25 protein-coding genes are annotated in these 24,669 nt (G+C 68.9%); 14 read left to right on the top strand and 11 right to left on the bottom strand.

The genetic code is table 11. The features are described 5' to 3' along the window. Nucleotides 1-13: 13 nt before the first annotated feature. From CPZ01_RS09775 to CPZ01_RS09765, 3 genes are read left to right on the top strand one after another with little or no spacing between them, the layout of a single operon-like run. Complete coding sequence (locus CPZ01_RS09775) at nt 14-589, top strand: DNA-directed RNA polymerase (RefSeq protein WP_017343865.1); 576 nt, start codon at nt 14-16, stop codon at nt 587-589. Continuing rightward, nucleotides 589-786 (top strand): transcription elongation factor subunit Spt4, encoded by a 198-nt coding sequence (gene spt4, locus CPZ01_RS09770; protein WP_096394562.1) that lies wholly within the window; start codon nt 589-591, stop codon nt 784-786. Before CPZ01_RS09775 ends, spt4 begins: the two co-directional genes overlap by 1 nt. A 28-nt stretch (nt 787-814) precedes the next feature. Then, nucleotides 815-1,450 carry a GTP-dependent dephospho-CoA kinase family protein gene (locus CPZ01_RS09765; protein WP_096394560.1) on the top strand — a complete coding sequence of 212 codons (636 nt, stop codon included), beginning with the start codon at nt 815-817 and terminating at the stop codon, nt 1,448-1,450. Between the two features lie 18 nt (nt 1,451-1,468). On the opposite strand, the gene CPZ01_RS09760 is transcribed toward CPZ01_RS09765, so the two are convergent. Next, on the bottom strand, nt 1,469-2,047 hold the full coding sequence (locus tag CPZ01_RS09760) for a hypothetical protein (protein WP_096394558.1): 579 nt from the start codon (nt 2,045-2,047) through the stop codon (nt 1,469-1,471). 149 nt (nt 2,048-2,196) lie between these two features. Here CPZ01_RS09760 and CPZ01_RS09755 point away from each other — a divergent pair, with 149 nt between their 5' ends. The 4 genes from CPZ01_RS09755 (at nt 2,197) to CPZ01_RS15695 (ending at nt 4,895) form a co-directional block, all read left to right on the top strand. Further along, nucleotides 2,197-2,502 carry a 30S ribosomal protein S24e gene (locus tag CPZ01_RS09755; protein ID WP_004597313.1) on the top strand — a complete coding sequence of 102 codons (306 nt, stop codon included), beginning with the start codon at nt 2,197-2,199 and terminating at the stop codon, nt 2,500-2,502. A gap of 9 nt (nt 2,503-2,511) precedes the next feature. Next, complete coding sequence (locus CPZ01_RS09750) at nt 2,512-4,236, top strand: bifunctional N(6)-L-threonylcarbamoyladenine synthase/serine/threonine protein kinase (protein WP_096394556.1); 1,725 nt, start codon at nt 2,512-2,514, stop codon at nt 4,234-4,236. Between the two features lie 106 nt (nt 4,237-4,342). Continuing rightward, complete coding sequence (locus CPZ01_RS09745; protein ID WP_096394554.1) at nt 4,343-4,642, top strand: DUF5808 domain-containing protein; 300 nt, start codon at nt 4,343-4,345, stop codon at nt 4,640-4,642. 118 nt (nt 4,643-4,760) lie between these two features. Further along, nucleotides 4,761-4,895, top strand: coding sequence for a hypothetical protein (locus CPZ01_RS15695; protein ID WP_008847522.1), 135 nt, complete (start codon nt 4,761-4,763; stop codon nt 4,893-4,895). Here the strand turns inward: CPZ01_RS15695 and CPZ01_RS09740 are convergent. The 4 genes from CPZ01_RS09740 to pyrH all read right to left on the bottom strand — a co-directional run bounded on the left by CPZ01_RS09740 (nt 4,879) and on the right by pyrH (nt 8,545). After that, entirely contained in the window at nt 4,879-5,787 is a 909-nt protein-coding gene (locus tag CPZ01_RS09740) for a sensor histidine kinase (protein WP_096394552.1), read from the bottom strand. The genes CPZ01_RS15695 and CPZ01_RS09740 overlap by 17 nt on opposite strands. Before the next feature lie 98 nt (nt 5,788-5,885). After that, nucleotides 5,886-6,095, bottom strand: coding sequence for a DUF7573 domain-containing protein (locus tag CPZ01_RS09735; RefSeq protein ID WP_096394550.1), 210 nt, complete (start codon nt 6,093-6,095; stop codon nt 5,886-5,888). Further along, nucleotides 6,096-7,829, bottom strand: a complete 1,734-nt coding sequence (gene lysS, locus CPZ01_RS09730) for a lysine--tRNA ligase (RefSeq protein WP_096394548.1) — start codon at nt 7,827-7,829, stop codon at nt 6,096-6,098. Then, nucleotides 7,826-8,545, bottom strand: a complete 720-nt coding sequence (pyrH, locus tag CPZ01_RS09725) for a UMP kinase (protein ID WP_096394546.1) — start codon at nt 8,543-8,545, stop codon at nt 7,826-7,828. The genes lysS and pyrH overlap by 4 nt, the downstream gene beginning before the upstream one ends. 132 nt (nt 8,546-8,677) lie before the next feature. Between pyrH and CPZ01_RS09720 the strand changes: the two genes are divergently transcribed. The 3 genes from CPZ01_RS09720 to CPZ01_RS09710 all read left to right on the top strand — a co-directional run bounded on the left by CPZ01_RS09720 (nt 8,678) and on the right by CPZ01_RS09710 (nt 11,534). Next, nucleotides 8,678-9,565 (top strand): molybdopterin synthase, encoded by an 888-nt coding sequence (locus CPZ01_RS09720; RefSeq protein WP_096394544.1) that lies wholly within the window; start codon nt 8,678-8,680, stop codon nt 9,563-9,565. 361 nt (nt 9,566-9,926) lie between these two features. Continuing rightward, on the top strand, nt 9,927-10,187 hold the full coding sequence (locus CPZ01_RS09715; RefSeq protein WP_004597322.1) for a DUF7123 family protein: 261 nt from the start codon (nt 9,927-9,929) through the stop codon (nt 10,185-10,187). A 198-nt stretch (nt 10,188-10,385) separates the two neighbouring features. After that, a complete protein-coding gene (locus CPZ01_RS09710; protein ID WP_096394542.1) occupies nt 10,386-11,534 on the top strand; it encodes a site-2 protease family protein in 1,149 nt (382 codons plus the stop codon). A 9-nt stretch (nt 11,535-11,543) separates the two neighbouring features. On the opposite strand, the gene CPZ01_RS09705 is transcribed toward CPZ01_RS09710, so the two are convergent. The 4 genes from CPZ01_RS09705 to CPZ01_RS09690 all read right to left on the bottom strand — a co-directional run bounded on the left by CPZ01_RS09705 (nt 11,544) and on the right by CPZ01_RS09690 (nt 15,280). Then, nucleotides 11,544-13,217 (bottom strand): ABC1 kinase family protein, encoded by a 1,674-nt coding sequence (locus tag CPZ01_RS09705; protein ID WP_096394540.1) that lies wholly within the window; start codon nt 13,215-13,217, stop codon nt 11,544-11,546. A 3-nt stretch (nt 13,218-13,220) separates the two neighbouring features. Beyond that, nucleotides 13,221-13,595, bottom strand: a complete 375-nt coding sequence (locus tag CPZ01_RS09700; protein WP_004597325.1) for an Hsp20/alpha crystallin family protein — start codon at nt 13,593-13,595, stop codon at nt 13,221-13,223. A gap of 132 nt (nt 13,596-13,727) precedes the next feature. Then, the gene (locus tag CPZ01_RS09695) at nt 13,728-14,420 is read right to left on the bottom strand and encodes a DUF2391 domain-containing protein (protein WP_096394538.1); all 693 of its coding nucleotides are present in this window, start codon (nt 14,418-14,420) and stop codon (nt 13,728-13,730) included. A gap of 89 nt (nt 14,421-14,509) precedes the next feature. Beyond that, nucleotides 14,510-15,280: an alpha/beta fold hydrolase gene (locus CPZ01_RS09690; protein ID WP_096394536.1), complete on the bottom strand. Its 771-nt coding sequence runs from the start codon at nt 15,278-15,280 to the stop codon at nt 14,510-14,512. 213 nt (nt 15,281-15,493) lie between these two features. Between CPZ01_RS09690 and CPZ01_RS09685 the strand changes: the two genes are divergently transcribed. Together CPZ01_RS09685 and CPZ01_RS09680 are read left to right on the top strand one after the other, a co-directional pair. After that, nucleotides 15,494-15,745 (top strand): Hsp20/alpha crystallin family protein, encoded by a 252-nt coding sequence (locus tag CPZ01_RS09685; RefSeq protein WP_096394534.1) that lies wholly within the window; start codon nt 15,494-15,496, stop codon nt 15,743-15,745. Continuing rightward, complete coding sequence (locus tag CPZ01_RS09680; RefSeq protein ID WP_096394532.1) at nt 15,742-18,009, top strand: CDC48 family AAA ATPase; 2,268 nt, start codon at nt 15,742-15,744, stop codon at nt 18,007-18,009. Before CPZ01_RS09685 ends, CPZ01_RS09680 begins: the two co-directional genes overlap by 4 nt. 26 nt (nt 18,010-18,035) lie before the next feature. Here the strand turns inward: CPZ01_RS09680 and CPZ01_RS09675 are convergent, their stop codons facing one another. Beyond that, entirely contained in the window at nt 18,036-18,278 is a 243-nt protein-coding gene (locus CPZ01_RS09675) for a hypothetical protein (RefSeq protein ID WP_096394530.1), read from the bottom strand. 422 nt (nt 18,279-18,700) lie between these two features. On the opposite strand from CPZ01_RS09675, the gene CPZ01_RS09670 reads away from it, so the two are divergent. Together CPZ01_RS09670 and CPZ01_RS09665 are read left to right on the top strand one after the other, a co-directional pair. Further along, entirely contained in the window at nt 18,701-21,856 is a 3,156-nt protein-coding gene (locus tag CPZ01_RS09670) for an adenosylcobalamin-dependent ribonucleoside-diphosphate reductase (protein ID WP_096394528.1), read from the top strand. 548 nt (nt 21,857-22,404) lie between these two features. Further along, nucleotides 22,405-23,040: an IS6 family transposase gene (locus tag CPZ01_RS09665; RefSeq protein WP_096393058.1), complete on the top strand. Its 636-nt coding sequence runs from the start codon at nt 22,405-22,407 to the stop codon at nt 23,038-23,040. Between the two features lie 176 nt (nt 23,041-23,216). Here the strand turns inward: CPZ01_RS09665 and glnA are convergent, their stop codons facing one another. After that, on the bottom strand, nt 23,217-24,587 hold the full coding sequence (gene glnA, locus CPZ01_RS09660; RefSeq protein ID WP_096394526.1) for a type I glutamate--ammonia ligase: 1,371 nt from the start codon (nt 24,585-24,587) through the stop codon (nt 23,217-23,219). Between the last annotated feature and the right edge of the window lie 82 nt (nt 24,588-24,669).

Below are 24,669 nucleotides of genomic sequence, written 5' to 3'. Positions count from 1 at the left end.
GACAACCAACAACATGTACAAACGAGTTCGACTCAAGGACACGGTCGAGGTCCCGCCGAAGCACCTGGCGGACGTCACCGACGAGCGGGTGAAGGCCCTGCTCCAGGACAAGCTGGAAGGACGGATGGACGAGGAAGTCGGCAGCGTCGTGAGCGTCATCGAGGTTCACGACATCGGCGAGGGGGCGGTGTTGCACAACCGCCCCGGCGTCTACTACGAGGCGGAGTTCGACGCGCTCACCTACGACCCCGACATGCAGGAGGTCGCCGACGGCACCGTCGTCGAGACGGTGGAGTTCGGCGCATTCGTCGGGATCGGCCCGGTGGACGGGCTGCTCCACGTCTCGCAGATAACCGACGAGTACCTCACGTTCGACGGCGCGAACCAGCAGCTCGCCTCGTCGGACTCCGACAAGACGCTCGGCGTCGACGACGCCGTGCGCGTCCGCGTCGTGACGAAGAGCATCGACGAGCGCAACCCCCGCGACTCGAAGATCGGGCTCACGGCGAAACAGCCCGGCCTCGGCAAACACGAGTGGCTGGAGGGCCAGCGGAAACACCGCGAGCAGACCGGTGAGGAGGCCGACTGATGGCCGAGGACCGCCTGGCGTGTCGGGAGTGCCACCACGTCAACGACCCGGACGCCCAGACCTGCGCGCTCTGCGGGTCGTCGTCGCTGACGGAGGACTGGGCGGGCTACGTCATCATCACCGACCCCGCGGACAGCCAGATCGCCGAGGAGATGAACGTCTCAGACGCGGGCGCGTACGCGCTCAAGGTCCGCTGACCGGCCGCACTGAGGCCGAACGAAACCGATGAGCGACTCATCCGACGACCCGTCCGACCCGCTTCTCACGCTACCTGAATCGCTGCGCGACGCGTTCAAGGAGCCGCTGGGACCGGTGACGACCGACGCCGCCGCGCTTCTGGAGGCGGTCGACGAGACCCGCGAGCGACACGGCTCCCCCGACGAGGCCCCTCCGCGGCTGATCGCGGTCGGCGACGTGGTCACCTACCACCTCCGGGAGGCCGGCCGCGTCCCGGACGCCGCGCTGGTCGACGGGAAGACGGAGCGCGAGGCGGTCCGCGAGGAGATCGCGACCGCGCTGTCTGCCACGGGAGAGCGGCGAATTCCCGTTGAGAACCCCGCCGCGGCGCTGTCGGCGGCGCTGCTCGACGCGCTCGCCGAGGCGCTCGCGGCCGACGAGCCGGTGACGATAGAGGTGACCGGCGAGGAGGACCTGGCGGCGCTGCCCGCGATGCTGGCGGCGCCGCTCGGCTCGACCGTCGTCTACGGCCAGCCCGGCGAGGGGATGGTCCGCGTCGCGGTCACGCCCGAGACCCGACGGAAGGCCCGCGAGCTGTTCGAGGGGTTGGCGGGCGACACCGCGGCCGCGTACGAGCTTCTCGACGTCGACCCGGACGGGCTCGACGGGGCGGACGCGGAGTAGGCGACCGGGCGGTCGGCGTCACGCGCCGTCGACGACGGTGGCCGCGAGGACTGCGAGACCGACCGCCAGCGCGACCGCGCTCGTCAGTCGCGGCGTGACCGGGAGGGTCGAGACCGAGGCGTACGGTTCGATCCCGTTTCGCCGGAGGGCGTCGAGCGCGTCGACCCCCCAGTGCCCGCTCGCCAGCAGCGAGAGGCCGAGGGCGACGCCGAGGCCGCCGGTGACGAACCCGATCCCCGTGAGCGCGTCCTCGATCGCGAGGAACGACCAGACCGCGTCGTCCGTCGGTTCGGGGCCGCGCGCGAGGCGCCGGTGGAGCGCGACGAGCCCGAGGCCGGCGAGGCCGGCCGCGACGGTGCCGGCGAGCGCGACGGCCGCGACGGCGAGCGGGGTTGCGAGCGGCGGCCCCGAGAACGCTGCGTCGCGGACGCCCACGGGCAGGGTCGCGACGACCGGCGCCGCGAGCGACCCGAGGAGCGCGACGCCGCCGCAGATCCGGGCCTTCCGCAGGGGCGGCATCGGGACGATAACGTTCGCCGCCCGGACGAGCTCGTACTCCGAGCGGTCGGTCGGCTCGAATCCGGCGTCGTCGGACATCCGCGTGGTAACGGAACCCACGGTCCGGAGGAGTGAAACCCTGACGCCGAACGGGGCGTTTGGTCGACGGTCGGCGAGCGGTTCGGCGGCGTCACCCCCGCTTCGAAATCCTTTTACAGCTTTCGAGGGGATATACGCCCAACTGAACCATGGACGTCGATATCATCTCCGAGGAGGAGAACCCGATGCTGCACCGCACGGACATCCGTTTCGAGACGACGCACGAGGAGGCCACCCCCTCGCGGCTGTCGGTCCGCGACTCGCTGGCGGCCAAGCTCGACAAGGACTCCGAGGAGGTCGTCGTCCACGAGCTCGACACGAAGTTCGGCATGCGCAAGACGATCGGCTACGCGAAGGTGTACGACTCCGCGGCCGACGCCTTAGAGGTCGAACAGGACCACATGCTCGAACGCAACAAGATCGGCGGCGACGAGGCGGACGCCGAGGAAGCCTAACGCCGCCGGATGCGCGTTCTCGGCATCGAGGGTACCGCGTGGTGCGCCAGCGCCGCGCTGTACGACGCCGAGACCGACTCCGTTCTCATCGAATCCGACCCCTACGAGCCGGACAGCGGCGGCATTCACCCGCGCGAGGCCGCCGAACACATGTCGGAGGCGATCCCCGCAGTCGTCGACCGGGTGTTGACCGCGGCCGAGGCGGAACACGGCCCGGACGCGGTCGACGCGGTCGCCTTCTCCCGCGGCCCCGGACTCGGCCCCTGCCTCCGGATCGTCGGGACCGCGGCGCGGTCGCTGGCCGGGACGCTCGACGTTCCCCTCGTCGGCGTCAACCACATGGTTGCGCACTTAGAGATCGGTCGCCATCGGTCCGGCTTCGACAACCCGGTCTGTCTGAACGCCTCGGGCGCGAACGCGCACCTGCTCGGCTACCACGACGGGCGCTACCGCGTCCTCGGCGAGACGATGGACGCCGGCGTGGGCAACGCGATAGACAAGTTCACCCGCCACGTCGGCTGGAGCCACCCCGGCGGTCCGAAGGTGGAGACGGCGGCCGCGGAGTTCGCGGCGGCTGCGGGCGGAGGTGAAAGTGACGGGGAGACCGCCGACGCCGGCCTCCTCGACCTCCCGTACGTCGTCAAGGGGATGGACTTCTCGTTTTCCGGGATCAGCTCGGCCGCCAACGACGCCGCGGACGACGGCGTCCCCGTCGAGGAGATCTGCTTCTCGCTCCAGGAGCACGTCTTCGCGATGCTCGCCGAGGTGTCGGAGCGCGCGCTCTCGCTGACCGGGGCCGACGAGCTCGTGCTGGGCGGCGGCGTCGCGCAGAACGACCGGCTGCGTGAGATGCTGGCCGCGATGTGCGAGGCCCGCGGGGCCGACTTCTTCGCCCCGGAGCCGCGCTTCCTCCGCGACAACGCCGGGATGATCGCCGTGCTTGGCGCGAAGATGGCCGCCGCGGGGGACACGGTCCCGATCGCGGAGTCCGCGGTCGACCCGAACTTCCGCCCGGACCAGGTCCCGGTGACGTGGCGCGGCGGCGAGTCCGTCGCGCGGGCGCCCGGGAGCGGGATGTCGGCGGACGGAGCGCCCGCGCGCGACTCCGACGCGGATCGGCGGGGCGCGGAGGCGACCGTGACGGTAACCGGGAGCGACGGCGACCGCCGCGCGGTCAAGCGGCGGGTCGAGAAGTCCTACCGACACCCCGAGCTCGACCGGACGCTCCGGCGCGACCGGACCGTCGCGGAGGCGCGGCTGACGAGCGAGGCGCGGCGCGCGGGCGTGCCGACGCCGCTCGTGTCGGACGTCGACCTCGCGACCGCGACGCTGACGCTCCAGCACGTCGGCGAGCGCGACCTCGCGGCCGCACTCGACGAGCGTTGGACCGAGGCGGTCGGCCGTCACCTCGCGCGGCTTCACGGCGCGGGGATCGTCCACGGCGACCCGACGACGCGGAACGTGCGGGTGTCGCCCGAACGAGCCGGGAGCCGAGGCGGGAACGGTGAGGCCGACCCGCCGGAGACGTACCTCATCGACTTCGGACTCGGCTACCACACCGGCCACGTCGAGGACCACGCGATGGATCTCCACGTGTTCGAGGGGTCGGTCCGGGCGACCGCGACGGATCCCGACCCGCTGATCGCGGCGTTCGAGGCGGGGTACGAGGCCGTCGGTGACGGCGAGGTCCTCGAACGGCTGCGCGACGTTGCGGACCGCGGCCGGTATCGCTGACGGGGGATGGAGCCGCCGGCCGCGGCGTCGACACGGGCGCGCTCCCCGCCGCGATCGGCGTCCGATGGCGCCACGATTTATGGTGCCGGCGGATAGAGGAACAGGTATGGCAGACAAACCGTCGTCGGGAGAGATTCTCGGGATCCCGTACAACTTCGAGCGTCCGAGCCTCGGACGCATGCTTTCGTCGTACTGGCAGCCGGACAAGGGGATGCTCGTCGAGAAGCCGTTCGGCATCGGCTACACGCTGAACCTCGCCAACTGGCGGTCGTGGCTCGTCCTCGCGGTGGCCGGCGGGCTCTACTACCAGCAGCAGTCGGGCGGTACCGCCGCCTCGTCCGACGGTCACGACGAGGAGGCCGACGACGGCGACGGCCCCGTCGAAGTGATCGTCGACGACGACTGACCGCGGCCGCGACACCGCCACCGAGGGGACGCCGTGCGGCGTGGTACCGCGATCGCCGGTTTTCGCCGCTGATTCCGCGTCGGTTTCTTTTAAATACCAGAAGCGCATAGGAACGGTAGTGAAAGTCCAGTTCGAGTGCTCGTGTTCGGAGGAGATCTCCGAGTTCACCCGCGGCGAGGCGAGCCGCGGGGTTCACGTCGAATGCGGGAACTGCGGCGCGGTGTACGCCGTGACGATCACCGAGCTGGATTAGGCGGCGCCGCGGACTCGAACCGGAGTCGGACCGTCGTGCCGTCGTCGGTCGCGTCGAACCGGACGGTCCCCCCCTGCGTCTCGCACATCCACTTGACGAGCCACAGCCCGATGCTGCTCGCGTGCGAGAGCGGCGTCTCCTCTTCGGCCTGCAACACCGCGCGCTCGTCCGGGGGGATCCCCGGCCCGTTGTCGGTGACCTCCAGGCAGGTGGTCGTCCCGTTCTCGCGGATCGTCGCCGCCACGCGCCGCGTCGCGCCGTCGTTGTGGGTGACCGCGTTCTCGAACACCTCGCGGACCGGGAACTCGACGGAGTCGTCCGCGCGGATCCACGCCTCGGAGGGGGTTTCGACCGTGACCGCGGCGCCGTCGGCGTCGACGACGTCGACCGCCTCGTGGACCGCGTCGACGAGGTTCACGCGGCCGTCCGGCGGTTCGGTCGACGCGTCCTCGATCACCCGGAGCTTCTCGCTGATCTCGACGACGTCGTCGGTCGTCTCTCGGATCGTCTCCAGGCACTCCCGGCTCCGCTCGTCGTCGATCCGGTCGGCCAACAGGTCGGTGTACCCCTGAATCACGTTGAGGTCGTTGCGGACGTTGTGTCGGAACACCCGGCTCAACACCTGTAGCTGCTGGTTGGAGGTTTCGAGGTCCCGCCGGGCGGTCTCCGCCCGCCGTCGATGGTACGTGACCGCGCCGTAGAGGAGTCCGCCGGACCCGACGACGAGCAGGAAGTCCCCGACGAGGCGCGCCGGCGTCAACCCCGCCGCGGCCCCGTTCACCGACGCGGCCGCGAGGTCGACCGCGACCGCGAACAGCACGCCGAGACAGAGGTACGCCGCCGTGAGAGCGGCCGCGGACCGCCCGTAGATCAGTTCCGAATTAAACGTCATTTATATTTAACTTGTGCGCGCCGAATTTTCTCCGCGAGCAACTCCTCGACGGCCGTCGGCTTAAATTTTGACCGTCACACCCGATCGCAGAAAGACGGTCACCACGACGCGCAGTCGGCGCAGACGAAATCCCCCTCGTCCCGCCAGCGGCGCTCGACCGGCTCGCCGCAGCGGTCGCACGCCGCGCCGTCCGCGTGCCACGTCGAGGTGGCGACCGCGGGGTCGACGGCTGCCGGGTCGGCGGCGTCGTCGGAATCGGCGTTCTCGTCGACGGGGGCGAACTCGTCGAGCGAGCGGTCCTCCGGCATCTACGCCTCCCGCCGGAGCCGGTCGACGACGTAGTCGCGCTCCAGTTCGCCCAAGAACTCTCCCAGCCGCGGCCCCTGCGTGTCGTCGAAGAAGAGGCGGTAGCCCGCCGCGAAGAACTCGCTCACCTCGACGTCGTGGTCGCGGGCGGTCTCGTACATCGCCCCCTGAATCGCCTCGCCGTCGTGGCCCTCGGCGACGAAGTCGGCGAGGTCGTCGAGCGCGGCCGCGACGTCGTCGTCGAACTCGACCGCGGGGAGGTCCGTCTGGAGCCGGTAGTCGTACTCGTTTTCGGTCCGCTCGGCCCAGTTCCGGGCCTGCTCCACGCGGGCGAGCGCGGCGTCGACGGCGTCGGCGGCGGCGGCGTCCGGGATGTGCCCCTCGTCGCGGGCGAGCCGCTCGCGGAACTCGGGGTCGTCGACCATCCCGAGGACCGCCGCGAACGTGTACGGGAGCCGGAGCGGCTTCTCGGTCGGCGGGTCGTCCGGTCGCCCGACGACGAACGGGTAGGCGCGCTCGGCGAAGGCGGTGAGGTCGGGGTCGTCGACCTCGCCGAAGTACGCGCGCTCGAACCGGTCGAAGCGGTCGACCAGCTGGTCGAGCCGCTCGACGTCGAGGTCGCGGGCCTTCTTCGGGTGGAGCGCGAAGAAGTAGCGGAGCACCTCGGGCTCGATCAGCTCCAGAAGCTCCTGGACCGTGACGACGTTGCCCTCGGAGGAGGAGAACGCCTCGCCGTTGAGCGTGAACCACTCGTACACCATCGGCACGGGCGGCTCCTCGCCGAACACGTTCCGCGCGACGTCGACGCCGGAGGGCCACGACCCCTCGGCGTGGTCCTTCCCGAACGGCTCGAAGTCGACGCCGAGGACCCCCCACTGGGCGGGCCACTCCAGCCGCCACGGGAGCTTCCCCTCCCGGAACGTCGCGGTTCCCTCGTGGCCGCACCCCTCGATGGTGTTGCCGCCGGCGTCCATGTCGGTACAGACGTAGTCGACGGTCTCCGCGTCGAGGTCGATCCCCGTCACCGTCTCCGTGACCTTGCCGCACGCCTCGCAGACCGGGTTGAAGGGGACGTACTCGCCGTCCACCTTGTCCTGGTACGGCGAGAGCACCTCGCGGACGCGCTCGACGTCCGAGAGGACGGTCCGGACCGCGTCGTCGAACGTCCCGTCGGCGTACAGCTCGGTGTTCGAGAGCATCTCGACGGGGACGTTCAGGCGGTCGGCGTCGGCCTTCAGCAGGCCCGCGAAGTGGGCCGCGTACGAGTCGGCCTCGCCGAACGGGTCCGGGATCGCCGTGTACGGCTTCCCGAGGTTGCGGCCGAGCGCGCCCGCGTCGACCTCGCCGAGGCCGACGATCTCGCCGTCCGCGTTCGCCAGCTTTCGCGGGACCTTCCGCAGCGGGTCCCTGTCGTCGGAGGTGAACACCTGTCGGACCTCGTGGCCACGGTCGCGTAACACCTCGGCGACGAAGTAGCCGCGCATGATCTCGTTGAAGTTGCCGAGGTGGGCCACGCCCGACGGGGAGACGCCGCCCTTGATCACGATCGGCTCGTCGGGGTCGCGCGCCTCGACCTCGTCGGCGACCACGTCGGCCCAGAACGCGTGGAAGGCCCCCGCGGACCCCTCGGGCGCGCCCTCGCCGTCGTCGGCCGCGTCCTCGCCCGCTTCGGCCGCCCCCTCGTCGAGCGCGGTCTGCTCCGAGAGGATGTGCGGGGAGTCGTCGTCCGCGCTCATCGCTCCCCCGTCCAGTAGCTCGGCTCCTCGCCGTCGACGGGGACGACGTCGGTCCCGGTGTGGTCGCCGCGCAGCACGGCGTCGACGACGGCGGTCGGGTCGGTGCCGTCGAGGACGATCGACCGGATGCCCGCCCGGTCGATGAGCTTCGCGGCGAGCAGGTCGACGGGCGCGGACGCGCCCGCGTCCCGGCTCATCGGGAGGACGACCTCGACGAGCTCGGCCGGCGACAGCGACGCGAACTGAGTCGCGTCGGGGTCGGCGTTGGGGTCGGCGTCGTACACGCCGTCGGCGCTCGTGGCGTACACGAGCAGGTCGGCGTCGACCGACTCGGCGAACGCGGCGGCGACCGCGTCGGTCGTCTGTCCCGGCGTCACCCCGCCCATCACCGCCACCTCGTCGCGGCGGAGGGCGGCGGCCGCCTCCTCGGTGTCGACCGCCGGCGCGAGGCTCGCGTGATCGCCGAGGGCGGCGATCAAAAGCCGGGCGTTGAGCCGGGTCGTCCCGATGCCGAGCCGGTCGAGCTCCACCTCGTTGGCCCCGATCTCGCGGGCCGTCTCGATGTACTCGCGGGCGACGCCGCCCCCGCCGACGACGACCCCGACCTCGCAGCCGTCGGCGGCCAGCCGTTCGATCGCCTCGGCGTAGGCGGCCACGCGCTCGGGGTCGAGGTCCGGCGCGAGCACGCTCCCGCCGACAGAAACGACGACTCTCATTGGCGACGAGTACCCCTGTCGCGGTCTTAAGGATTGTCAAGCCCGGACGCGGCGGAGCCGGCGACGCGGCGCCGAACGACCGCGACGGGCCGACCGGGAAACGCCTAAGCCCGTCGCGGCCCGCCCTCGGGTATGCGACCGATATCGATCGTCGGCGACGGGGCCCCGGAGCTGGCCCGACGGCTCGCGGCGCGGCTCGACGGGCGAGTCGCCGTCGTCGAGCGCGACGACGGCTCGGCCGGCGGGGGGCGGAGCGAGCCGGCCCCCGACGAGCGGGAACCGACCGATCCGGCCGCCGACGGCGGGGTCGTCGACGGCGAGGGTACCGGCCCCGAACGGCGCCTCGACGCCCGCACCGAGATCGCGTTCGACGCGGACGGGAACTGGCGCGGCCGGGGGAGCGTCGAGGGGTTCGACGACCTGCTCGACGGGCTCGCTCCCGACCACGACTACCTGCTGGCGGTCGGCGAGTCGCGCCTGCGCGTGTCCGCGGTCCTCCTGGGCCCGGATCCGGACCCCGAGAGCGTGCCGGGGACTGTCCTCGCGACCGCGGGCGCCCGCGACGAGGTCGACCTCGACGCGCTCGTCGCCGACCTCGACGGCGCGGAGCCGTGGATCACCCGCGAGACGCTCGTCGAGCGGGTGGAGGCGTCGGCGGACGCGGAGCGGTCAGGTGCGATCGCTACGTTCACCGGCCGCGTACGCGCGCGAGACGGCCCCGACGACGACCGGACGACCCACCTCGCGTTCGAGAAGTACGAGGGGATCGCCGCGGAGCGGATGGACGCCATCGCCGACGAACTCGCGGAGCGCGACGGCGTCTTCGACGTGCGGATGCACCACCGCACCGGCGTGATCGAGGCGGGCGAGGACATCGTGTTCGTCGTCGTCCTCGCCGGGCACCGCCGGGAGGCGTTCCGGACGGTCGAGGACGGGATCGACCGGCTGAAAGACGAGGTGCCGATATTCAAGAAGGAGGCGACGGAGTCGGAGGCGTTCTGGGTCCATCGGCGGGACTGAGCGGGACTGCTGAGCGACGCGCACGGTGGGGCCTGACCGGGGCCGAGGTCGGCCCCTGCGACCCGCGAGGCGAGCGCGCGAGCGGCGCGCGGCCGCTCCGAACCCGGTACAGCACCAGCTATTCTTGCCGCCAAATGCCGGCCGCCGAGCCACGACGGGAGTTACTCGGGCGACGGGACAATAACCAAATTAACGTCTTAGAACCGGTTATAAAATTTCTACGCCAATTTGAAACCGTTGTGAAGAGTCCGTCAGACACGTTTTACCCCGGCGAGTTCGGTAAAACGCCCTGAAACCCTCTGAACGCCACCCAACGGTGTAGCCTTTATAACACCCTCCGGCGGGATGTGTGGGATGTACTATGAGCGCGACTGCGAACCCCTCCACGAACGCGAGCGCGAACGACGACCGCAGCAAGGAAGAGCGGCTGAAGCAGTACCTGCTCGACCGCGCGCAGGACGGCGAGATGTACTTCAAAGGGAAGTTCATCTCGGAGGACGTCGACCTCTCGCCGAAGGAGATCGGCGCCCTGATGGTGAAGCTCCGCGACTCCGCGACGGAGCTCACCGTCGAGAAGTGGTCGTACACCGGCGCGACGACCTGGCGCGTCGAGCCCGCCTGACGCTCCCGGTCCACCGACCGACGCCCGCAGCACCGCCTCCGACGCGCAGCACCGCACCGAAACCCGCGGTTCGGTCCCCGACTCGCGCTTTCTGCCCGCGCACGCGTCCGCCTCGCGAGCGGACGACCGGTCCCCCGCTTCCGGTTCGCTCGCCCGCCGACGCGGGGTTTATACTCGCCGACCAGCTACGACGATGCGATGTCAGAACACGAGGACGCGGCGGCGGCCGGCGACGGCGCGCCGCGTCCGGAGCCCCTCCGGACGTTCTTCCGGATCGACGAGGTCCGCCGCGAGGACGGCCGCGTGCGATACCGCGGCGAGTCGTACGTCCCGGAGCGGACGCTGCTGCGGAAGCTGACTCCACACTTCAGAGAGGCGGGCTACGAGGTCGACGTGGAGGTCGTCGACGACGGCCACGTCGTCGTCGCGACGCCGTTCGACCGCGGCCGCGACGGGATCCCCTGGGTGAACGTCGCCATGTTCGCGGCCACCGTGCTGTCGACGCTGTTCGTCGGCGCGTACGGGTGGTACTACGTTCCGCTCGCGGAGATCCAGTCGAACCCCCTCTCGCTGCTTCAGGCGTGGCCGTTCACCGCCGCCGTCCTCGGCGTCCTGATGACCCACGAGCTCGGCCACTACGCCGCCGGGCGCTACCACGGCGTCCCCGTCTCGCTCCCGTACGTCATCCCCTTCATCTTCCCGTTCGGCACGCTCGGCGCGGTGATCCGGATCCGCGGGCGAATGCCCTCTCGGAAGGTCCTCTTCGACATCGGGGCCGCCGGCCCGATCGCGGGACTGGTCGCGACGGTCGTGGTGACCGCCATCGGACTCTCCTTGGACCCGATCGGAGTGCCGGCGGAGCTCGCGAACTCCTCGGGGCCGGTGATCCGCTTCAACAACCCGCCACTCCTAGACCTCATCGCCGGCGTCCTCGGCCAGCCGACGAGCTACGCCGATCCGCGGATAACGGCCCATCCGGTCGTGATCGGCGGCTGGGTCGGGATGTTCTTCACCCTCCTGAACCTCCTCCCCGTCGGCCAGCTCGACGGCGGACACATGGTCCGAGCGATGCTCGGGCCGCGACAGGAGACGCTGGCGGCGCTCGTCCCCGGCGCGCTGTTCGGGATCGCCGCGTACCTCCACTTCTGGCGGGGGCTCGGGCTGAACGAGTCAGTCGGGCTGTGGGCGTTCTGGGGGGTGTTCGCGACGGTGATCGCGTTCAACGGCCCGGCCGACCCGACCGACGAGGAGGGCGTGGGCCTCCCGCGGCTGGCGGTCGGCCTCGCCACGTTCGCCGTCGGCGCGCTCTGTTTCCTCCTCGTACCGATCCAGGTCGTCGGCGCGTGACGCCGCGAGTCAGTCGTCGCGGCGCTGCTTCATCCCCTGCCTGGTGAACTGGGGCGTGGTCCGGAGCCCGCGCTTCTTCCGGAACGACCGGTACAGGGCGATCGCGAGCGGCGCGGCCAATGCGAGGACGACGAGCGCGAGCCGCCAGTTGTCCGCGAACGAGTAGAGGATCGTCGCCGAGAGGACGCCGACCGCGAGCAGCACGGAGTAGGCGATCCGCATCGCCAGCTTCTCTAAGACGTTCGTGTCGTCCTCCAGCACGACGTTCACCGTCAGGTCGTCGCGGTTGGCGCGGTCGAGGAACTCGTCGGCCTTCGGCGGCACCGTGAACAGCGCCTCGGTGGTCTTTTGCACCTGTCGGCCGGCGTCCTCGGCGAGGTCGCGGGCGGTCTGCTCGTAGTACCCCTCCTCGCGGAGGTAGTCGGTCGCCGTCGAGATGAAGTCGAACTCGGGGTCCAAGGTGACGCAGACGCCCTCGACGACGGTGGCGACGCGGAGGACCAAGGCGAGGTTCGGCGGGAGCCGCAGCGGGAACTCGTAGATGGTCGACTCCACCTGCTCGATGATCTGGTTCACCTGGTACTGCTCGATGTCCTCGCCGCTGGCGTCGGCGATGGCCAGCTCCATCACGTTGCCCATCACCTCGCGGTCGGCCTCGGGCGAGAGCGTCCCCATCGAGATCAGCGTGTCGAGGATGGCGTCGATGTCCTGGCGCGCGACCGCGACGTAGAACTCGACGATCTTCTCCTGGACGAACGGGTCGACCCGGCCCGCCATCCCGAAGTCGTAGAAGATCACGGCGCCGTCGTCCGCGACCGCGAGGTTCCCCGGGTGGGGGTCGGCGTGGAACACGCCGTCCTCGATTATCATCTGGAGGTACACCTCCTGGAGCGTCTCCGCGATCTGCGTCCGGTCGTGTCCCGCCTCGTCGAGCGCGTCGATGTCGCTGATCTTCGTGCCCGGGACGTACTCCATCGTGAGCACGCGCGGCCCGGAGACCGCCTCGTACGTCTCCGGGATCCGGATCCGGTCCTCGTCGGCGAAGTTGCCGCGAATCTCCTCGAGCATCGTCCGCTCGCGCTCGTAGTCCATCTCCTCGCGGATCGTCTTCGCGAACTCGTCGGCGAGGTTCTCCAGCGAGAACGCTCGACCGGCGCCGGTGAACCGCTTGACGAGGGGGATCGACCAGCGGATCGTCCGGAGGTCGGCCTCGACGAGCGACTCGATCCCCGGGCGGCGCACCTTCACCGCGACCGGGTTCCCCTCGTACTCCGCGGTGTACACCTGCCCGAGGCTTGCGCCGCTTATCGGGTCGCGGTCGAACTCGTCGAAGACGTCGTCGACCGGGCCGAACTCGTCTTCGAGGACGACCTTCGACTCCTCCCACGGCGCGGGCGGCACGTCGTCCTGGAGCCCCTCTAACACCTCGATGTACGCCGGCGGGAGGATGTCGGGGCGCGTCGAGAGGATCTGCCCGAGCTTGATGAACGTCGGGCCGAGGGTGAGCAGGATGTCGAGCAGCACCGCCGCGCGCTCGCGCTGCGTCTCGGTGTCGACCTCGCGGCTCCCGCCGAACAGGAAGTAGCGGCGGCTGTCACGCCAGTAGGCGATAATGAGCGGCGAGAACTGCCGCAGGACGACGACGAACCGCCAGTAGGCGCGAAGGTTGACCAGCGTCACCACCCGTCAGGCGTCGCCCTCGTCGTCCGCGTCGTCGACGGGGATGGTCCGGGAGACCTCGCGCTCGCGCTTCGGCAGCGAGATTTCGAGGACGCCGCGGTCGATCTCGGCGTCGGCGCCCGCGCCGTCGGCGTCGCTCGGGAGGGGGAGCTCCGCGTCGAGGAACAGCGGGCGGTCCTCGCGGACGTACTCGAACCCCTCGGGGACGGCCTTCTCGCGGCGCCCCTCGATGTCGATGCGCCCGTCCTCGACGAGGACCTCGGTGGTCTCGGCGGTCGCGCCCGGGAGGTCGACGACGAGGACGTATCCCTCGTCGGACTCGAGTAGGTCCGCAAACACCGCGTCCGGGAGGTCCCGGAGCGCGTCGCGTAGCGCTGACATGGACACGGGTAGGGTCGCCGCGGCGAAAAAGCTGTGGAAAAACGGGGTCCGCTCGCGGGAGCCGAGGCGGTCTGGTAGACGGGGTCGCGGCCGGAGAGCCCGAGGAGTGCCGTCGCGGTCGCCGGTCTCGGCTCAGTCGTCGTCGCCGATGTCGAGGTCGAACTTCCCGAGGTCCTCGCCCTGCGACTCGCCGGGGAGGATGTCGCCCAGTCCCGCGCCGAACGCGGCCGCGGCCCAGACGACCGCGACCCTGCCGACCCGTTCGAGCGCGGTCGGGTCACCCTCGTGAAGCCGGCCCCAGAACAGCAGCATGGCCGCCGACGTGGTCAGCGAGACGAGGAGGACGCCGGCGTACCGGCGGGGGATGAGACCGAAGATCGGGTGTCTGATCGCGATCTGCCGGAAGTCGGCGAAGTAGAGGAGCCCGGCGGTCGCGAGGAAGATGAACCCGACGTGGCCGATCAGGAGGACCGGGACGCCGGCGACGGTCGTCGCCGCGAACCAGGCCGCGATCTCGAAGACGCCGCCCTCGACGAGCAGCGGGAGCGCGAACAGCACCGCCCCCACGAACGACTCGGCCAGGTCCCGGGAGGTGTACTTGGTGATCCGCTCTGCGAGCGCCCCCGTCCCGGGCATCCGCTCGACGAGGGAGATCGTCTGTCTGACCTTCTCGCGCTCGTGTCCCTCGTCGACGGTGTCGCTCAGGGCGTCGAGCTTCGCGAGCAGGTCGTCGATGTCGGGGTCGGTCGGCGGACCCGCGGCGGCCCGCTCCTCCGAGTCGCCGGTCCGACCCGTGTCCGCGTCTCGTTCGTCGCTGTCGACCATGTGCCCCCGCGACGCGCGAGCGACCTAAAAGGGTACCTGCGCGACCGCCGCGGCTCCCGGCTTCGGGGCCGGTCGCGGCGGTCGACGGCCTACAGGCGATCGAGGAACCCGGAGAGCGCCTCGTTGAACGCGGCCGGCCGTTCGAGCATCGCGAGGTGAGCGGCGTCCGAGAGCTCGGTCCACTCCCCGTCGGGTATCCCCTCGGCGAGGTACTCGTGGTACGCCGGCGGGGTGAGCCCGTCGTGCGCGCCGACGAGCGCGAGCGCCGGGACGTCGACCGCGCCGAGGCGGTCCCGGACGTCGAAGCGGTGGCACGTCAGGAAGTCGCGTTCGGTGACCGCACGCCCGCACGCGCGCATCGCCGCCGCCGAGAGCTCGACGTACTCGGCGGGCGCGTCGTGGAACAGCCGATCCGGCTCGTGGAGCAGCGAGACCGCCCGCTCGAAGTCGTCGGCGAGCGCGTCGCGGAGGGGCTCGGCCACCCCGAGCTTCGCGCCCGTGCCCGCGAGGACGAGCCCGTCGAGCGCGAGGTCGCGCTCTAATGCGACCCACAGCGCGACCGCGCCGCCGAGGGAGTTGCCGCAGAGGACCGTCGCACCCGTCGCCTCCGCGACGGCGACGACGTCGTCGGCGTACGCGTCGAGCGTCTCGGGGCCCGCGGGCGTCGCGACGTCGTCGCTGTCGCCGTGCCCTGAGAGGTCGACGGCGACGCCCGGGAACCGGTCGGCGATCCGCGCCTGCGACTTCCAGACGTCCTTCGCGCCGCCGCTGCCGTGGACGAAACAGACCGTCGGTCCGTCGCCGCCGCGGTCGAAGCGGCGGTACGCCGTGTCGCGGCCGTCGTGGGTGACCCGTTCCATGGCCGGCGGTTCGGCGCCGAGCGGTATAAACGCCGGAGGGGAACGACTCGCGATCGGGGGGCGGAACCGGCCCGGAGATCCGACCGCTCGACGGCGGCCGATCGGGGACGATCGGGCCCGAACCGCTACACTACCGATGTGACGAAGAAACACTCACGTCATGCGATTTTGAGCGTCAAGTTTAAATAGCTGCGCGACTAACTCGTAGTTAGGATGAATCACATACAGACCCGATCGACCGGCGACGGCGCGCTGCTGCGTCGGTACGAGTACGACGACGAGTGGGTCGTCGCCGCCGACCTCGGCGTCGACGACGAGACCGTCACCGTCGACACCGTCGGCGGGACGGCGATCGTCGTCGTGGAGGGACCGGACGGGCCGGTCGAATCGGAGTTCGAGCTGCCCGGCGCGGCCGCGGACGCGGCCGTGAACAACGGCGTGCTCACCGTGGAGGGCGAGCGATGAAGCTCACCGTCAAGCCGCTGAAACAGAAGGACGCCGGCCGCCGCCTCGCGGCGATCGACCGCGTCGCGGCCGACGAGCTCGGGCTCTCCGGCGGGGACATCGTCCGCGTCGAGGGCGCCGACGGGGCGGTGATCGCCCGCGTCTGGCCCGGCTACCCCGAAGACGACGGCACCGGCGTGATCCGCATCGACGGCCGCCTCCGGCAGGAGGCCGACGTGGGGATCGACGACCGCGTGACCGTCGAGGACGTCGACGTCTCGCGCGCGGACGCGGTGACCATCGCCTTCCCGAGCCAGCTGCGGGTGCGGGGCCAGATCGCCCCGTTCATCCGCGACAAGCTCTCCGGCCAGCCCGTGACCGAGGGGCAGACGATCCGGACCTCCCTCGGCTTCGGGCTGATGGGCGGCCAGTCGCAGGCGGTCCCGATGAAGATCGCCGAGACGAGCCCGAGCGGCACGGTCGTCATCACCGACGAGACCGAGATCAGCATCTCCGAGATCTCCGCCGAGGAGATCGCCGACCGCGGCGACGCCCCGGGCGGCACCGGCGAGGGCCCCGACGTCACCTACGAGGACATCGGCGGGCTCGACGACGAGCTCGAACAGGTCCGCGAGATGATCGAGCTGCCGATGCGGCACCCGGAGCTGTTCAAGCGCCTCGGCATCGACCCGCCGAAGGGCGTCCTGCTCCACGGCCCGCCGGGCACGGGGAAGACGCTGATCGCGAAGGCGGTCGCCAACGAGATCGACGCGAACTTCCACACGATCTCCGGCCCGGAGATCATGTCGAAGTACTACGGCGAGAGCGAAGAGCAGCTCCGCGAGGTGTTCGAGGAGGCGTCCGAGGAGTCGCCGTCGATCATCTTCATGGACGAGCTGGACTCCATCGCGCCCAAGCGCGAGGAGGCCGGCGGCGACGTTGAACGCCGCGTCGTGGCCCAGCTCCTCTCGCTGATGGACGGGTTAGAAGAGCGCGGCGAGGTCGTCGTCATCGGGGCGACGAACCGCGTCGACGCCATCGACCAGGCGCTCCGACGGGGCGGCCGCTTCGACCGCGAGATCGAGGTCGGCGTCCCCGACCGCGACGGCCGCAAGGAGATCCTTCAGGTCCACACGCGGAACATGCCGCTGACCGAGGGGGTCGACTTAGACGAATACGCCGAGAACACCCACGGCTTCGTCGGGGCCGACCTGGAGTCGCTCGCGAAGGAGTCCGCGATGCACGCGCTGCGGCGTATCCGCCCGGAGATAGACCTCGAGAGCGACGAGATCGACGCCGACGTGTTGAACTCCATCCAGGTGACTGAGTCGGACTTCAAGGAGGCGATCAAGGGGATCGAACCCTCCGCGCTGCGGGAGGTGTTCGTGGAGGTCCCCGACACCACCTGGGAGGACGTGGGCGGCCTCGAGGACACCAAAGAGCGGCTCCGCGAGACGATCCAGTGGCCCCTGGAGTACCCCGAGGTGTTCGAGGAGCTGGACATGCAGGCCGCGAAGGGCGTCCTGATGTACGGCCCGCCGGGCACGGGGAAGACCCTGCTCGCGAAGGCCGTCGCCAACGAGAGCGAGTCGAACTTCATCTCGATCAAGGGGCCCGAGCTGCTGAACAAGTACGTGGGCGAGTCCGAGAAGGGCGTCCGCGAGGTGTTCAGCAAGGCCCGGGAGAACGCGCCGACGATCGTGTTCTTCGACGAGATCGACTCGATCGCGACCGAGCGCGGGACGAACTCCGGCGACTCCGGCGTCGGCGAGCGGGTCGTCTCCCAGCTGCTGACGGAGCTCGACGGGCTCGAGTCGCTGGAGGACGTGGTCGTCATCGCGACGACCAACCGCCCGGACCTCATCGACTCGGCGCTGCTGCGCCCCGGCCGCCTGGACCGGCACGTCCACGTGCCCGTTCCGGACGAGACGGCGCGCCGCCGGATCTTCGAGGTCCACACGCGGAACAAGCCGCTGGCCGACGACGTCGACCTCGACGCGCTGGCCCGCAAGACCGAGGGGTACGTGGGCGCCGACATCGAGGCGGTCGCCCGCGAGGCGTCGATGAACGCCTCTCGGGAGTTCATCGGCAGCGTCACGCGCGAGGAGGTCGGCGAGTCCGTCGGCAACGTCCGCGTGACGATGGCGCACTTCGAGGAGGCGCTAAGCGAGGTGAACCCGAGCGTCACCCCCGAGACGCGCGAGCGGTACGAGGAGATAGAAAAGCAGTTCAAGCGGTCTGAGGTCGACCGCACCGAGGCCGAGCCGGGCGCCGCGTTCCAGTAAGCGGACGGCGCGGCCGAACGAGTTTTTTATATCAGTCCGAGCGTCGACAGCACGTAGAACGCGGCGACGACGACGATCCCGATCGTGACGAGCCGCCACGCGAGCTTCAGCACGAACTTGCCGACGACGATTATCAGTGCGACGGCGACTAAGGCGACCAGCAGCTGCCCGACCTGACTTCCGAGCAGGGCGGCCTGTGCCGGCGCGACGAGCCCCGCGAGCGCGAGCGATGATGCGGTCATGTCCGGCCTCACGGCGACGCCGGGCATAAGCTTGTGGGACGATGGACGCTCCGGGTACGAATTCTGATAGGTGTCCGGCAAACTCGCGTCGAATTCGGATGCGAACTCGTCCGAACGCGCGCCACAGGGACGCGAGCACCCGGCGCCGCCGCCGGAACCACCGCCGAGCAACCCCCCTTCTGTTCCGGTGGGAGGCCGCTTCGGTCTTCCGTTTTGTTCGGTCAGTGTTCAGTTTCACTCCGGTCTACCTACGCTTATGTGTCCGGAGTCCCTTCCGTACCGACGTACCGGATTCAGCGTCAGACGCCCCGGACCGACGTTACATACCGAATCGGACATGTAGATGCCGGACGGGTCCGAACATCCGAACCTACAAGGGCCCGCCTCGCCAGTACACCAACACTACTGATGATCCATATCCCACGCCAAGCCAGCGGGGTGGCCGCCGAATGAGCAGCGACGGCGTCTCCGCCGACGGAGTCGAACTGCCGATCAAACGAACCACGGGCGACACCATGGAGGAGCGCCTCACGGGCAACGCCTACGGGAACATCCTGCCCGCGCGCTACCTCCGGAAGAACGCGGACGGCGAACCGATCGAGGACCAGGAGGAGCTGTTCGACCGCGTCGCGCGCAACGTCGCGCTCGCGGAGGCCGTCTTCGAGGCCGAAAAGCAGGGCGTCGAGGTCACCGTCACGCCCGACCAGCTGAAGCCCGATCACCCGCGGCGCGACGAGCTCGCCGAGGAGGTCTTCGGCGCGGGTACGACCGCCGAGGACGACGCGGAGACGACGCTCACCGCTCACAACGTCAACAAGTTCGCGTACGAGACGGTCGTCCCCGAGCTGCCCGAGGGCGTTCGCGACCACGTCGAGGCGACCGCCGAGACGTTCCGGCAGGGGATGGAGTCGCTCTCCTTCATGCCGAACTCCCCGACGCTGATGAACGCGGGCGACGAGCTCCAGCAGCTCTCCGCCTGTTTCGTCGACTCGCCGGGCGACGACATCACCGACATCCACCAGACCGCCAAGGAGGCGGCCGAGGTGTTCCAGTCCGGCGGCGGCATGGGGTACGCGTTCTGGAAGCTCCGCCCGTACGGCGACGCGGTCGGCTCCACCGGCGGCATCGCCTCCGGGCCGATCACGTTCATGCGGACGTTCGACCAGATGTGCGAGACGATCGCGCAGGGCGGCGCGCGCCGCGGCGCCCAGATGGGCGTCATGCGCATCTCGCACCCGGACGTCATCCAGTTCATCCACGCGAAGAACAAGGACGTCTCCCTGGCCCACTCGCTGCGGCTCAACGACCCCGACGACTTCACGCACAACTCCTTCGCGGACGCGTTGGAGGAGGCCCGCGACCTCATCGACGAGGACGGGAAGGTGCCCGAACACCTCCGGAACGCGGTGGAGGGCCACCTCTCGAACTTCAACATCAGCGTCGGCGTCACGGACGACTTCATGGCGGCGCTGGAGAACGACGAGGAGTTCACCTTCACCAACCCGCGCACGGAGGAGCCCCACGTCGCCACCCCCGAGACGAAGGAGCTCTACGACATGTTCGGCCTCGGCGAACACGTCGAGGTCGGCGAGGAGCTCTCCGTCCCGGCCGCCGAGATCTGGGACCACATGATCGAGGGCGCCCACGAGAACGGGGAGCCCGGGGTCGTTTACTTGGAGCGCATCAACAAGGAACATTCGTTCGATGTAGAAGAAAATCCAAGCCATAGAATACTCGCAACAAACCCCTGCGGAGAACAGCCCCTCGAGGAGTACGAGGCCTGTAACCTCGGCCACATCAACCTCTCGACGCTCGCGGACCTCGACGCGCCCGACTGGCGCGTCTGGTCGGACGAGCACGCCGACGAGTACGACTCCGAGGCGGCCGCGGTCGAGGCGTTCTTAGACGAGGCGATCGACTTCGAGGAGTTCGAAGAGCGGATCGCGTACGGCACCCGCTTCCTCGAGAACGTCGTCACGATGTCCGACTTCCCGGTCCCGGAGATCGAAGAGAAGGTCCGGGACATGCGGAAGATCGGGCTCGGAATCATGGGGCTCGCGCAGCTGTACGTCCAGCTCGGCGTCCGCTACGGCTCCGAGTCGGGCAACGAGATCGCCCGGCAGCTGATGACCCACATCAACCACGAGTCGAAGCTCGCCTCCCACGAGCTCGCCGAGGAGCGCGGGACGTTCAACGACTGGGCGGACTCGAAGTACGCGAACCCGACCGAGCACCGCGACTGGTTCGAGCACTACACCGGGCTCGACGCCGACGAGTGGGAAGACGGCTTCCCGATCCGCAACCACAACACGACGACGATCGCGCCGACGGGCACGACGTCGATGATCGGCAACACGACCGGCGGCTGCGAGCCCATCTACAACGTCGCCTACTACAAGAACGTCTCCGACGACGTCCAGGGCGACGAGATGCTCGTCGAGTTCGACGACTACTTCCTGCGCACGCTAGAGGCCAACGACGTCGACGTCGACGCCGTCAAGCAGGAGGCTCAAGAGCAGATGGCGACCAACGAGTTCGACGGCGTCGAGGGGCTCGACACCGTGCCGAACGCGATCGGCGAGCTGTTCGTCGTCACCGGCGACCTCTCGGCGAAGGACCACGCCGGCGTCCAGGTCGCCTGTCAGAAGGGCGTCGACTCCGCCATCTCGAAGACCGTGAACGCGCCGAACGACTCCACGCTCGGCGACGCCAAGGAGGTCTTCGAGTACATCTACGAGAACGGCGGGAAGGGCGTCACCTACTACCGCGACGGCACCCGCTCGAAGCAGGTGCTCACGACGCGCGCGCAGAACACCGAGTTCGCCGACGAGAGCGAGGCGGCCGAGACGATCGTCGAGCAGATCTCCGAGGTGTTCGGCGGCGTCGAGGCGTTCCTCGACAACGAGGACGTTCAGGCCGCGATCGACGCGGAGATCTCGGACCTGCTCGAAACGACGGAGCAGCCCCGGATCGACTACAGCGAGCGCAGCCCGCGTCCCGACTCACTGAACGGCGTCACGCAGCGCGTCGAGACGGGCTACGGCAAGCTGTACGTCACCATCAACGAGGACGAGAACGGGCTGCCGTTCGAGCTGTTCGCGAACATCGGCCACTCCGGCGGCTACACCAACTCCTTCACGGAGGCGCTCGCGAAGGTCATCTCGACGGCGCTCCGCTCCGGCGTCGACCCCGAGGAGATCGTCGACGAGCTCCAGGGCACCCGGAGCCCGAAGGTCGCCTGGGACAAGGGCGAGCAGATCCAGTCGATCCCCGACGCGATCGGCACCGCGCTCCGGCGCTACCTCGACGACGACGTCGACAAGGGGATCCCCCAACAGCAGAGCCTCGACGACGTCGAGGAGTCCGCGTCGGGCCCGGGCCGCCCGAGTCAGACCGACGGCGGCGCGGTCGACGCCGGCGCGGCGACCGAGGCTCCGAGCGGGTCCGAGCCGACGGCGGCCGACGACGCCGCCGGCGCCGACGACTCGACCCAGGAGCTCATCGCGGCGGGCGAGTCGCCCGAGTGCCCCGAGTGCGGCGGCATGAACCTCTACTACTCCGAGGGCTGCAAGACGTGCGAGTCGTGCGGCTGGTCGGAGTGTTAGACGGGCCGAACTGACGGTAAAAGCGCTTGCGGCGCGGTTTTTTTGCGGTTCGTACGAACGCGATCGATACCGGGAGTGAGTATCGTAGATCGGCGGTGGCGGGAGCATATTTAAAAGGCGATGAGCGACGGCGACGGGGGCTTATAAATGGTAGGCGGTGGCGCGCCTGCGAGCGGCCGCCACCGGCGGCCGCGAGCCAGCCCGCGAGGGAGTCAGTCGCCGGAGCGAAGCGGAGGCGACTGACGAGGTTGGGGAGGCGTGAGGCTGCGGTGCTGGGCGGTCGGGGTGGGACTCAAAGGGGCAGTCGCGAGGCGGCCGCAGGCGACGTAAGCACCGCAACGAGGGAGCTGTAGCGACCGAGTGAGGAGCGCAGCGAGCGTGCTGCCGCCTCGCGACTGGGGCTTTGACGGTTGTCACCCCACCAGCCTCAACCATTTATAAACAGCCGACAGCAACACCGCGATCCATCTTATAAACGGTCCCCCCCCCACAACGACGGTGTTCAGATAAGGATTGAAAGGTGAGGCGGTGCGTTTTCAAAGTGATTCATGCCCGAAAACGACCGGCTCAGCGGCTGTTTAGACGAGATCAACTTAGAGTTTGTGGAGCGAGAGGCAACACCGACGTTGTTGATGAAGATCAGTATTCAGCTCCATCTTGCTGGATTATCGCTTTCGAATACTGTTTCGTTTCTTGAGGTATTTGGTGTTGATCGGGTTCGATCTACTGTTCATAACTGGGTTCACAAGGCCGATCTACAGCCGGAATCTGGTCGGTGCCCGAATCACGTTGCGGTCGATGAAACCGTGATTCAGCTTGACGATGAACAATATTGGCTGTACGCCGCTGTCGATCCCGATTCAAACGATTTACTCCATACAAAGCTTGAGCCGACAAGAACGAACGTGATCGCAGATCAGTTCTTCGCGGAACTCCGCGAAAAACACGATGTGGATGACGCGATCTTTCTCGTTGATGGCGCGACTCCACTTCACCGTGCCTGTGACAAACATGACCTCGATTTCAGATACGAACGACATGGAAATCGGAACAGCGTCGAACGTGTCTTTCGTGAGGTAAAACGCAGAACTACCAGTTTCTCAAACTGTTTCAGCAACGCCGAAGCAGAAACTGCTGACGAGTGGCTCAGGTCGTTCGCGTTCGCATGGAATCAGCTTATCTGAACACTACCCCCACAACGTACTACACCTACTCCCGTAATCGATCGCTCGTCGGGTTCACGCGCTCGCCGGGGGACGAACCGCTCCCGCTCGAAAAACGCTCGACGAAGCGAAACCGGACGGCACGAGAAAGCCGAGAGAGACCGAAAGAAGTCGAAACGTTGGGCCGCGCCGTCGCCTCAGAAGGTCTCTAGGTAGCGGTCCTCCTCCCACTGCGACACCTGGGTGAGGTACTCGCTGAACTCCTGGGACTTCGCCTCGGCGAACTTCTCGGAGGTGTGGGGGCCGAGCGCGTCCTGCAGCACCTCGTCCGCCTCGAGCTCCTCGACGGCGGCGCCGAGGTTCGGCGGGAGCGTCTCGATGCCGTACTCCTCGCGCTTCTCGTCGTCGAACTCGTAGATGTCCTCGCGGACCGGGTCGCCGGGGTCCGCCTCGGTCTTGATCCCGTCGAGGCCGGCGGCGATGAGCGACGCCATGCCGAGGTAGGGGTTACAGGACGGGTCGGGGCTGCGGACCTCGAAGCGCGCGGAGACGCCCGCGGCGTCGGGCACGCGGACGAGCGCCGAGCGGTTCGTGTCGGACCACGCGACGTAGATGGGCGCCTCGTAACCGGGCACCAGGCGCTTGTAGGAGTTCACGGTCGGGTTGGTGACGGCCGTGAACGCGGGCGCGTGGTTCAGGATACCGCCCATGAACTGGTAGGCGGTCTCGCTGAGGTTGAACTCGTCGTCGTCGTCGGCGAAGGCGTTGCCGTCCTCGTCGAACAGCGAGATGTGGCTGTGCATGCCCGAGCCGTTGATGTCGGCGATCGGCTTGGGCATGAACGTCGCGTGGAGGTCGTGCTGCTCGGCGACCGCGCGGACGACGGCGCGGAACGTCGCGATGTTGTCCGCGGTCGTGAGCGCGTCGTCGTACTTGAAGTTGATCTCGTGTTGGCCCTCGGCGACCTCGTGGTGCGAGGCCTCGATCTCGAAGCCCATCTCCTCTAAGGTGAAGATGATCTCCTTGCGCACGTCGGACGCGAGGTCCTTGGGAGCGAGGTCGAAGTAGCCGCCGTTGTCGTGCGGGATCGTCGTCGCGTTGCCGTCGTCGTCCTTCTCGAACAGGAAGAACTCCGGCTCGGGACCGATGGAGACGGAGTAGCCCATCTCCTCGGCTTCTGCGAGGACGCTCTTGAGGACCTGACGCGGACCGCCGGCGAACGGTTCGCCGTCGGTGTCGACGATGTCACAGATGAGCCGCGCGGCGCCGCTGTCACCGTCACCGTCGCTGCGCCACGGGAGCACCGCGAACGTGTCGGGGTCGGGGACGAGCCGCATGTCCGACTCCTGGATGCGCACGAACCCCTCGATGGAGGAGCCGTCGAAGTAGATTCCCTCGGTGAACGCCTTCTCCGCCTGGTGGGCGGGGACGGAGACGTTCTTCACCACACCGAGAATGTCGGTGAACTGGAGCCGCAGGAAATCGACGTTCTGTTCTTCGATCTCGTCGAGTACCGCCTGTTCTTTGGCCGTGAGGCCGCCGTCCGGTTTCGCGTGTTCGTCCGTCATGTTCTGGACGCTTGATTCGTTATCTGCCAGTATAAAGGCCTTATCGCTTGGCGCATGAACCGCCGGACAGGCAAAACTGCTG

The organism is Halorubrum trapanicum, assembly GCF_002355655.1.
GTDB classification, from domain to species: Archaea; Halobacteriota; Halobacteria; order Halobacteriales; family Haloferacaceae; genus Halorubrum; species Halorubrum trapanicum_A.
The sequence above is the reverse complement of the archived record's forward strand: the minus strand, read 5'-3'. Positions and strand labels throughout refer to the sequence as shown.

Excerpts from the sequence above, each read along its gene's own strand:
- CPZ01_RS09665 (WP_096393058.1), top strand. The coding sequence starts at position 22,405 with ATGCCCGAAAACGACCGGCTCAGCGGCTGTTTAGACGAGATCAACTTA.
- CPZ01_RS09695 (WP_096394538.1), bottom strand. The coding sequence starts at position 14,420 with ATGGTCGACAGCGACGAACGAGACGCGGACACGGGTCGGACCGGCGAC.
- CPZ01_RS09680 (WP_096394532.1), top strand. The coding sequence starts at position 15,742 with ATGAAGCTCACCGTCAAGCCGCTGAAACAGAAGGACGCCGGCCGCCGC.
- pyrH (WP_096394546.1), bottom strand. The coding sequence starts at position 8,545 with ATGAGAGTCGTCGTTTCTGTCGGCGGGAGCGTGCTCGCGCCGGACCTC.
- CPZ01_RS09720 (WP_096394544.1), top strand. The coding sequence starts at position 8,678 with ATGCGACCGATATCGATCGTCGGCGACGGGGCCCCGGAGCTGGCCCGA.
- spt4 (WP_096394562.1), top strand. The coding sequence starts at position 589 with ATGGCCGAGGACCGCCTGGCGTGTCGGGAGTGCCACCACGTCAACGAC.
- CPZ01_RS09740 (WP_096394552.1), bottom strand. The coding sequence starts at position 5,787 with ATGACGTTTAATTCGGAACTGATCTACGGGCGGTCCGCGGCCGCTCTC.
- CPZ01_RS09690 (WP_096394536.1), bottom strand. The coding sequence starts at position 15,280 with ATGGAACGGGTCACCCACGACGGCCGCGACACGGCGTACCGCCGCTTC.
- CPZ01_RS09700 (WP_004597325.1), bottom strand. The coding sequence starts at position 13,595 with ATGTCAGCGCTACGCGACGCGCTCCGGGACCTCCCGGACGCGGTGTTT.
- CPZ01_RS09765 (WP_096394560.1), top strand. The coding sequence starts at position 815 with ATGAGCGACTCATCCGACGACCCGTCCGACCCGCTTCTCACGCTACCT.
- CPZ01_RS09745 (WP_096394554.1), top strand. The coding sequence starts at position 4,343 with ATGGCAGACAAACCGTCGTCGGGAGAGATTCTCGGGATCCCGTACAAC.
- CPZ01_RS09775 (WP_017343865.1), top strand. The coding sequence starts at position 14 with ATGTACAAACGAGTTCGACTCAAGGACACGGTCGAGGTCCCGCCGAAG.
- CPZ01_RS09685 (WP_096394534.1), top strand. The coding sequence starts at position 15,494 with ATGAATCACATACAGACCCGATCGACCGGCGACGGCGCGCTGCTGCGT.
- glnA (WP_096394526.1), bottom strand. The coding sequence starts at position 24,587 with ATGACGGACGAACACGCGAAACCGGACGGCGGCCTCACGGCCAAAGAA.
- lysS (WP_096394548.1), bottom strand. The coding sequence starts at position 7,829 with ATGAGCGCGGACGACGACTCCCCGCACATCCTCTCGGAGCAGACCGCG.
- CPZ01_RS09675 (WP_096394530.1), bottom strand. The coding sequence starts at position 18,278 with ATGCCCGGCGTCGCCGTGAGGCCGGACATGACCGCATCATCGCTCGCG.
- CPZ01_RS09750 (WP_096394556.1), top strand. The coding sequence starts at position 2,512 with ATGCGCGTTCTCGGCATCGAGGGTACCGCGTGGTGCGCCAGCGCCGCG.
- CPZ01_RS09710 (WP_096394542.1), top strand. The coding sequence starts at position 10,386 with ATGTCAGAACACGAGGACGCGGCGGCGGCCGGCGACGGCGCGCCGCGT.
- CPZ01_RS09715 (WP_004597322.1), top strand. The coding sequence starts at position 9,927 with ATGAGCGCGACTGCGAACCCCTCCACGAACGCGAGCGCGAACGACGAC.
- CPZ01_RS09670 (WP_096394528.1), top strand. The coding sequence starts at position 18,701 with ATGAGCAGCGACGGCGTCTCCGCCGACGGAGTCGAACTGCCGATCAAA.
- CPZ01_RS09760 (WP_096394558.1), bottom strand. The coding sequence starts at position 2,047 with ATGTCCGACGACGCCGGATTCGAGCCGACCGACCGCTCGGAGTACGAG.
- CPZ01_RS09735 (WP_096394550.1), bottom strand. The coding sequence starts at position 6,095 with ATGCCGGAGGACCGCTCGCTCGACGAGTTCGCCCCCGTCGACGAGAAC.
- CPZ01_RS09755 (WP_004597313.1), top strand. The coding sequence starts at position 2,197 with ATGGACGTCGATATCATCTCCGAGGAGGAGAACCCGATGCTGCACCGC.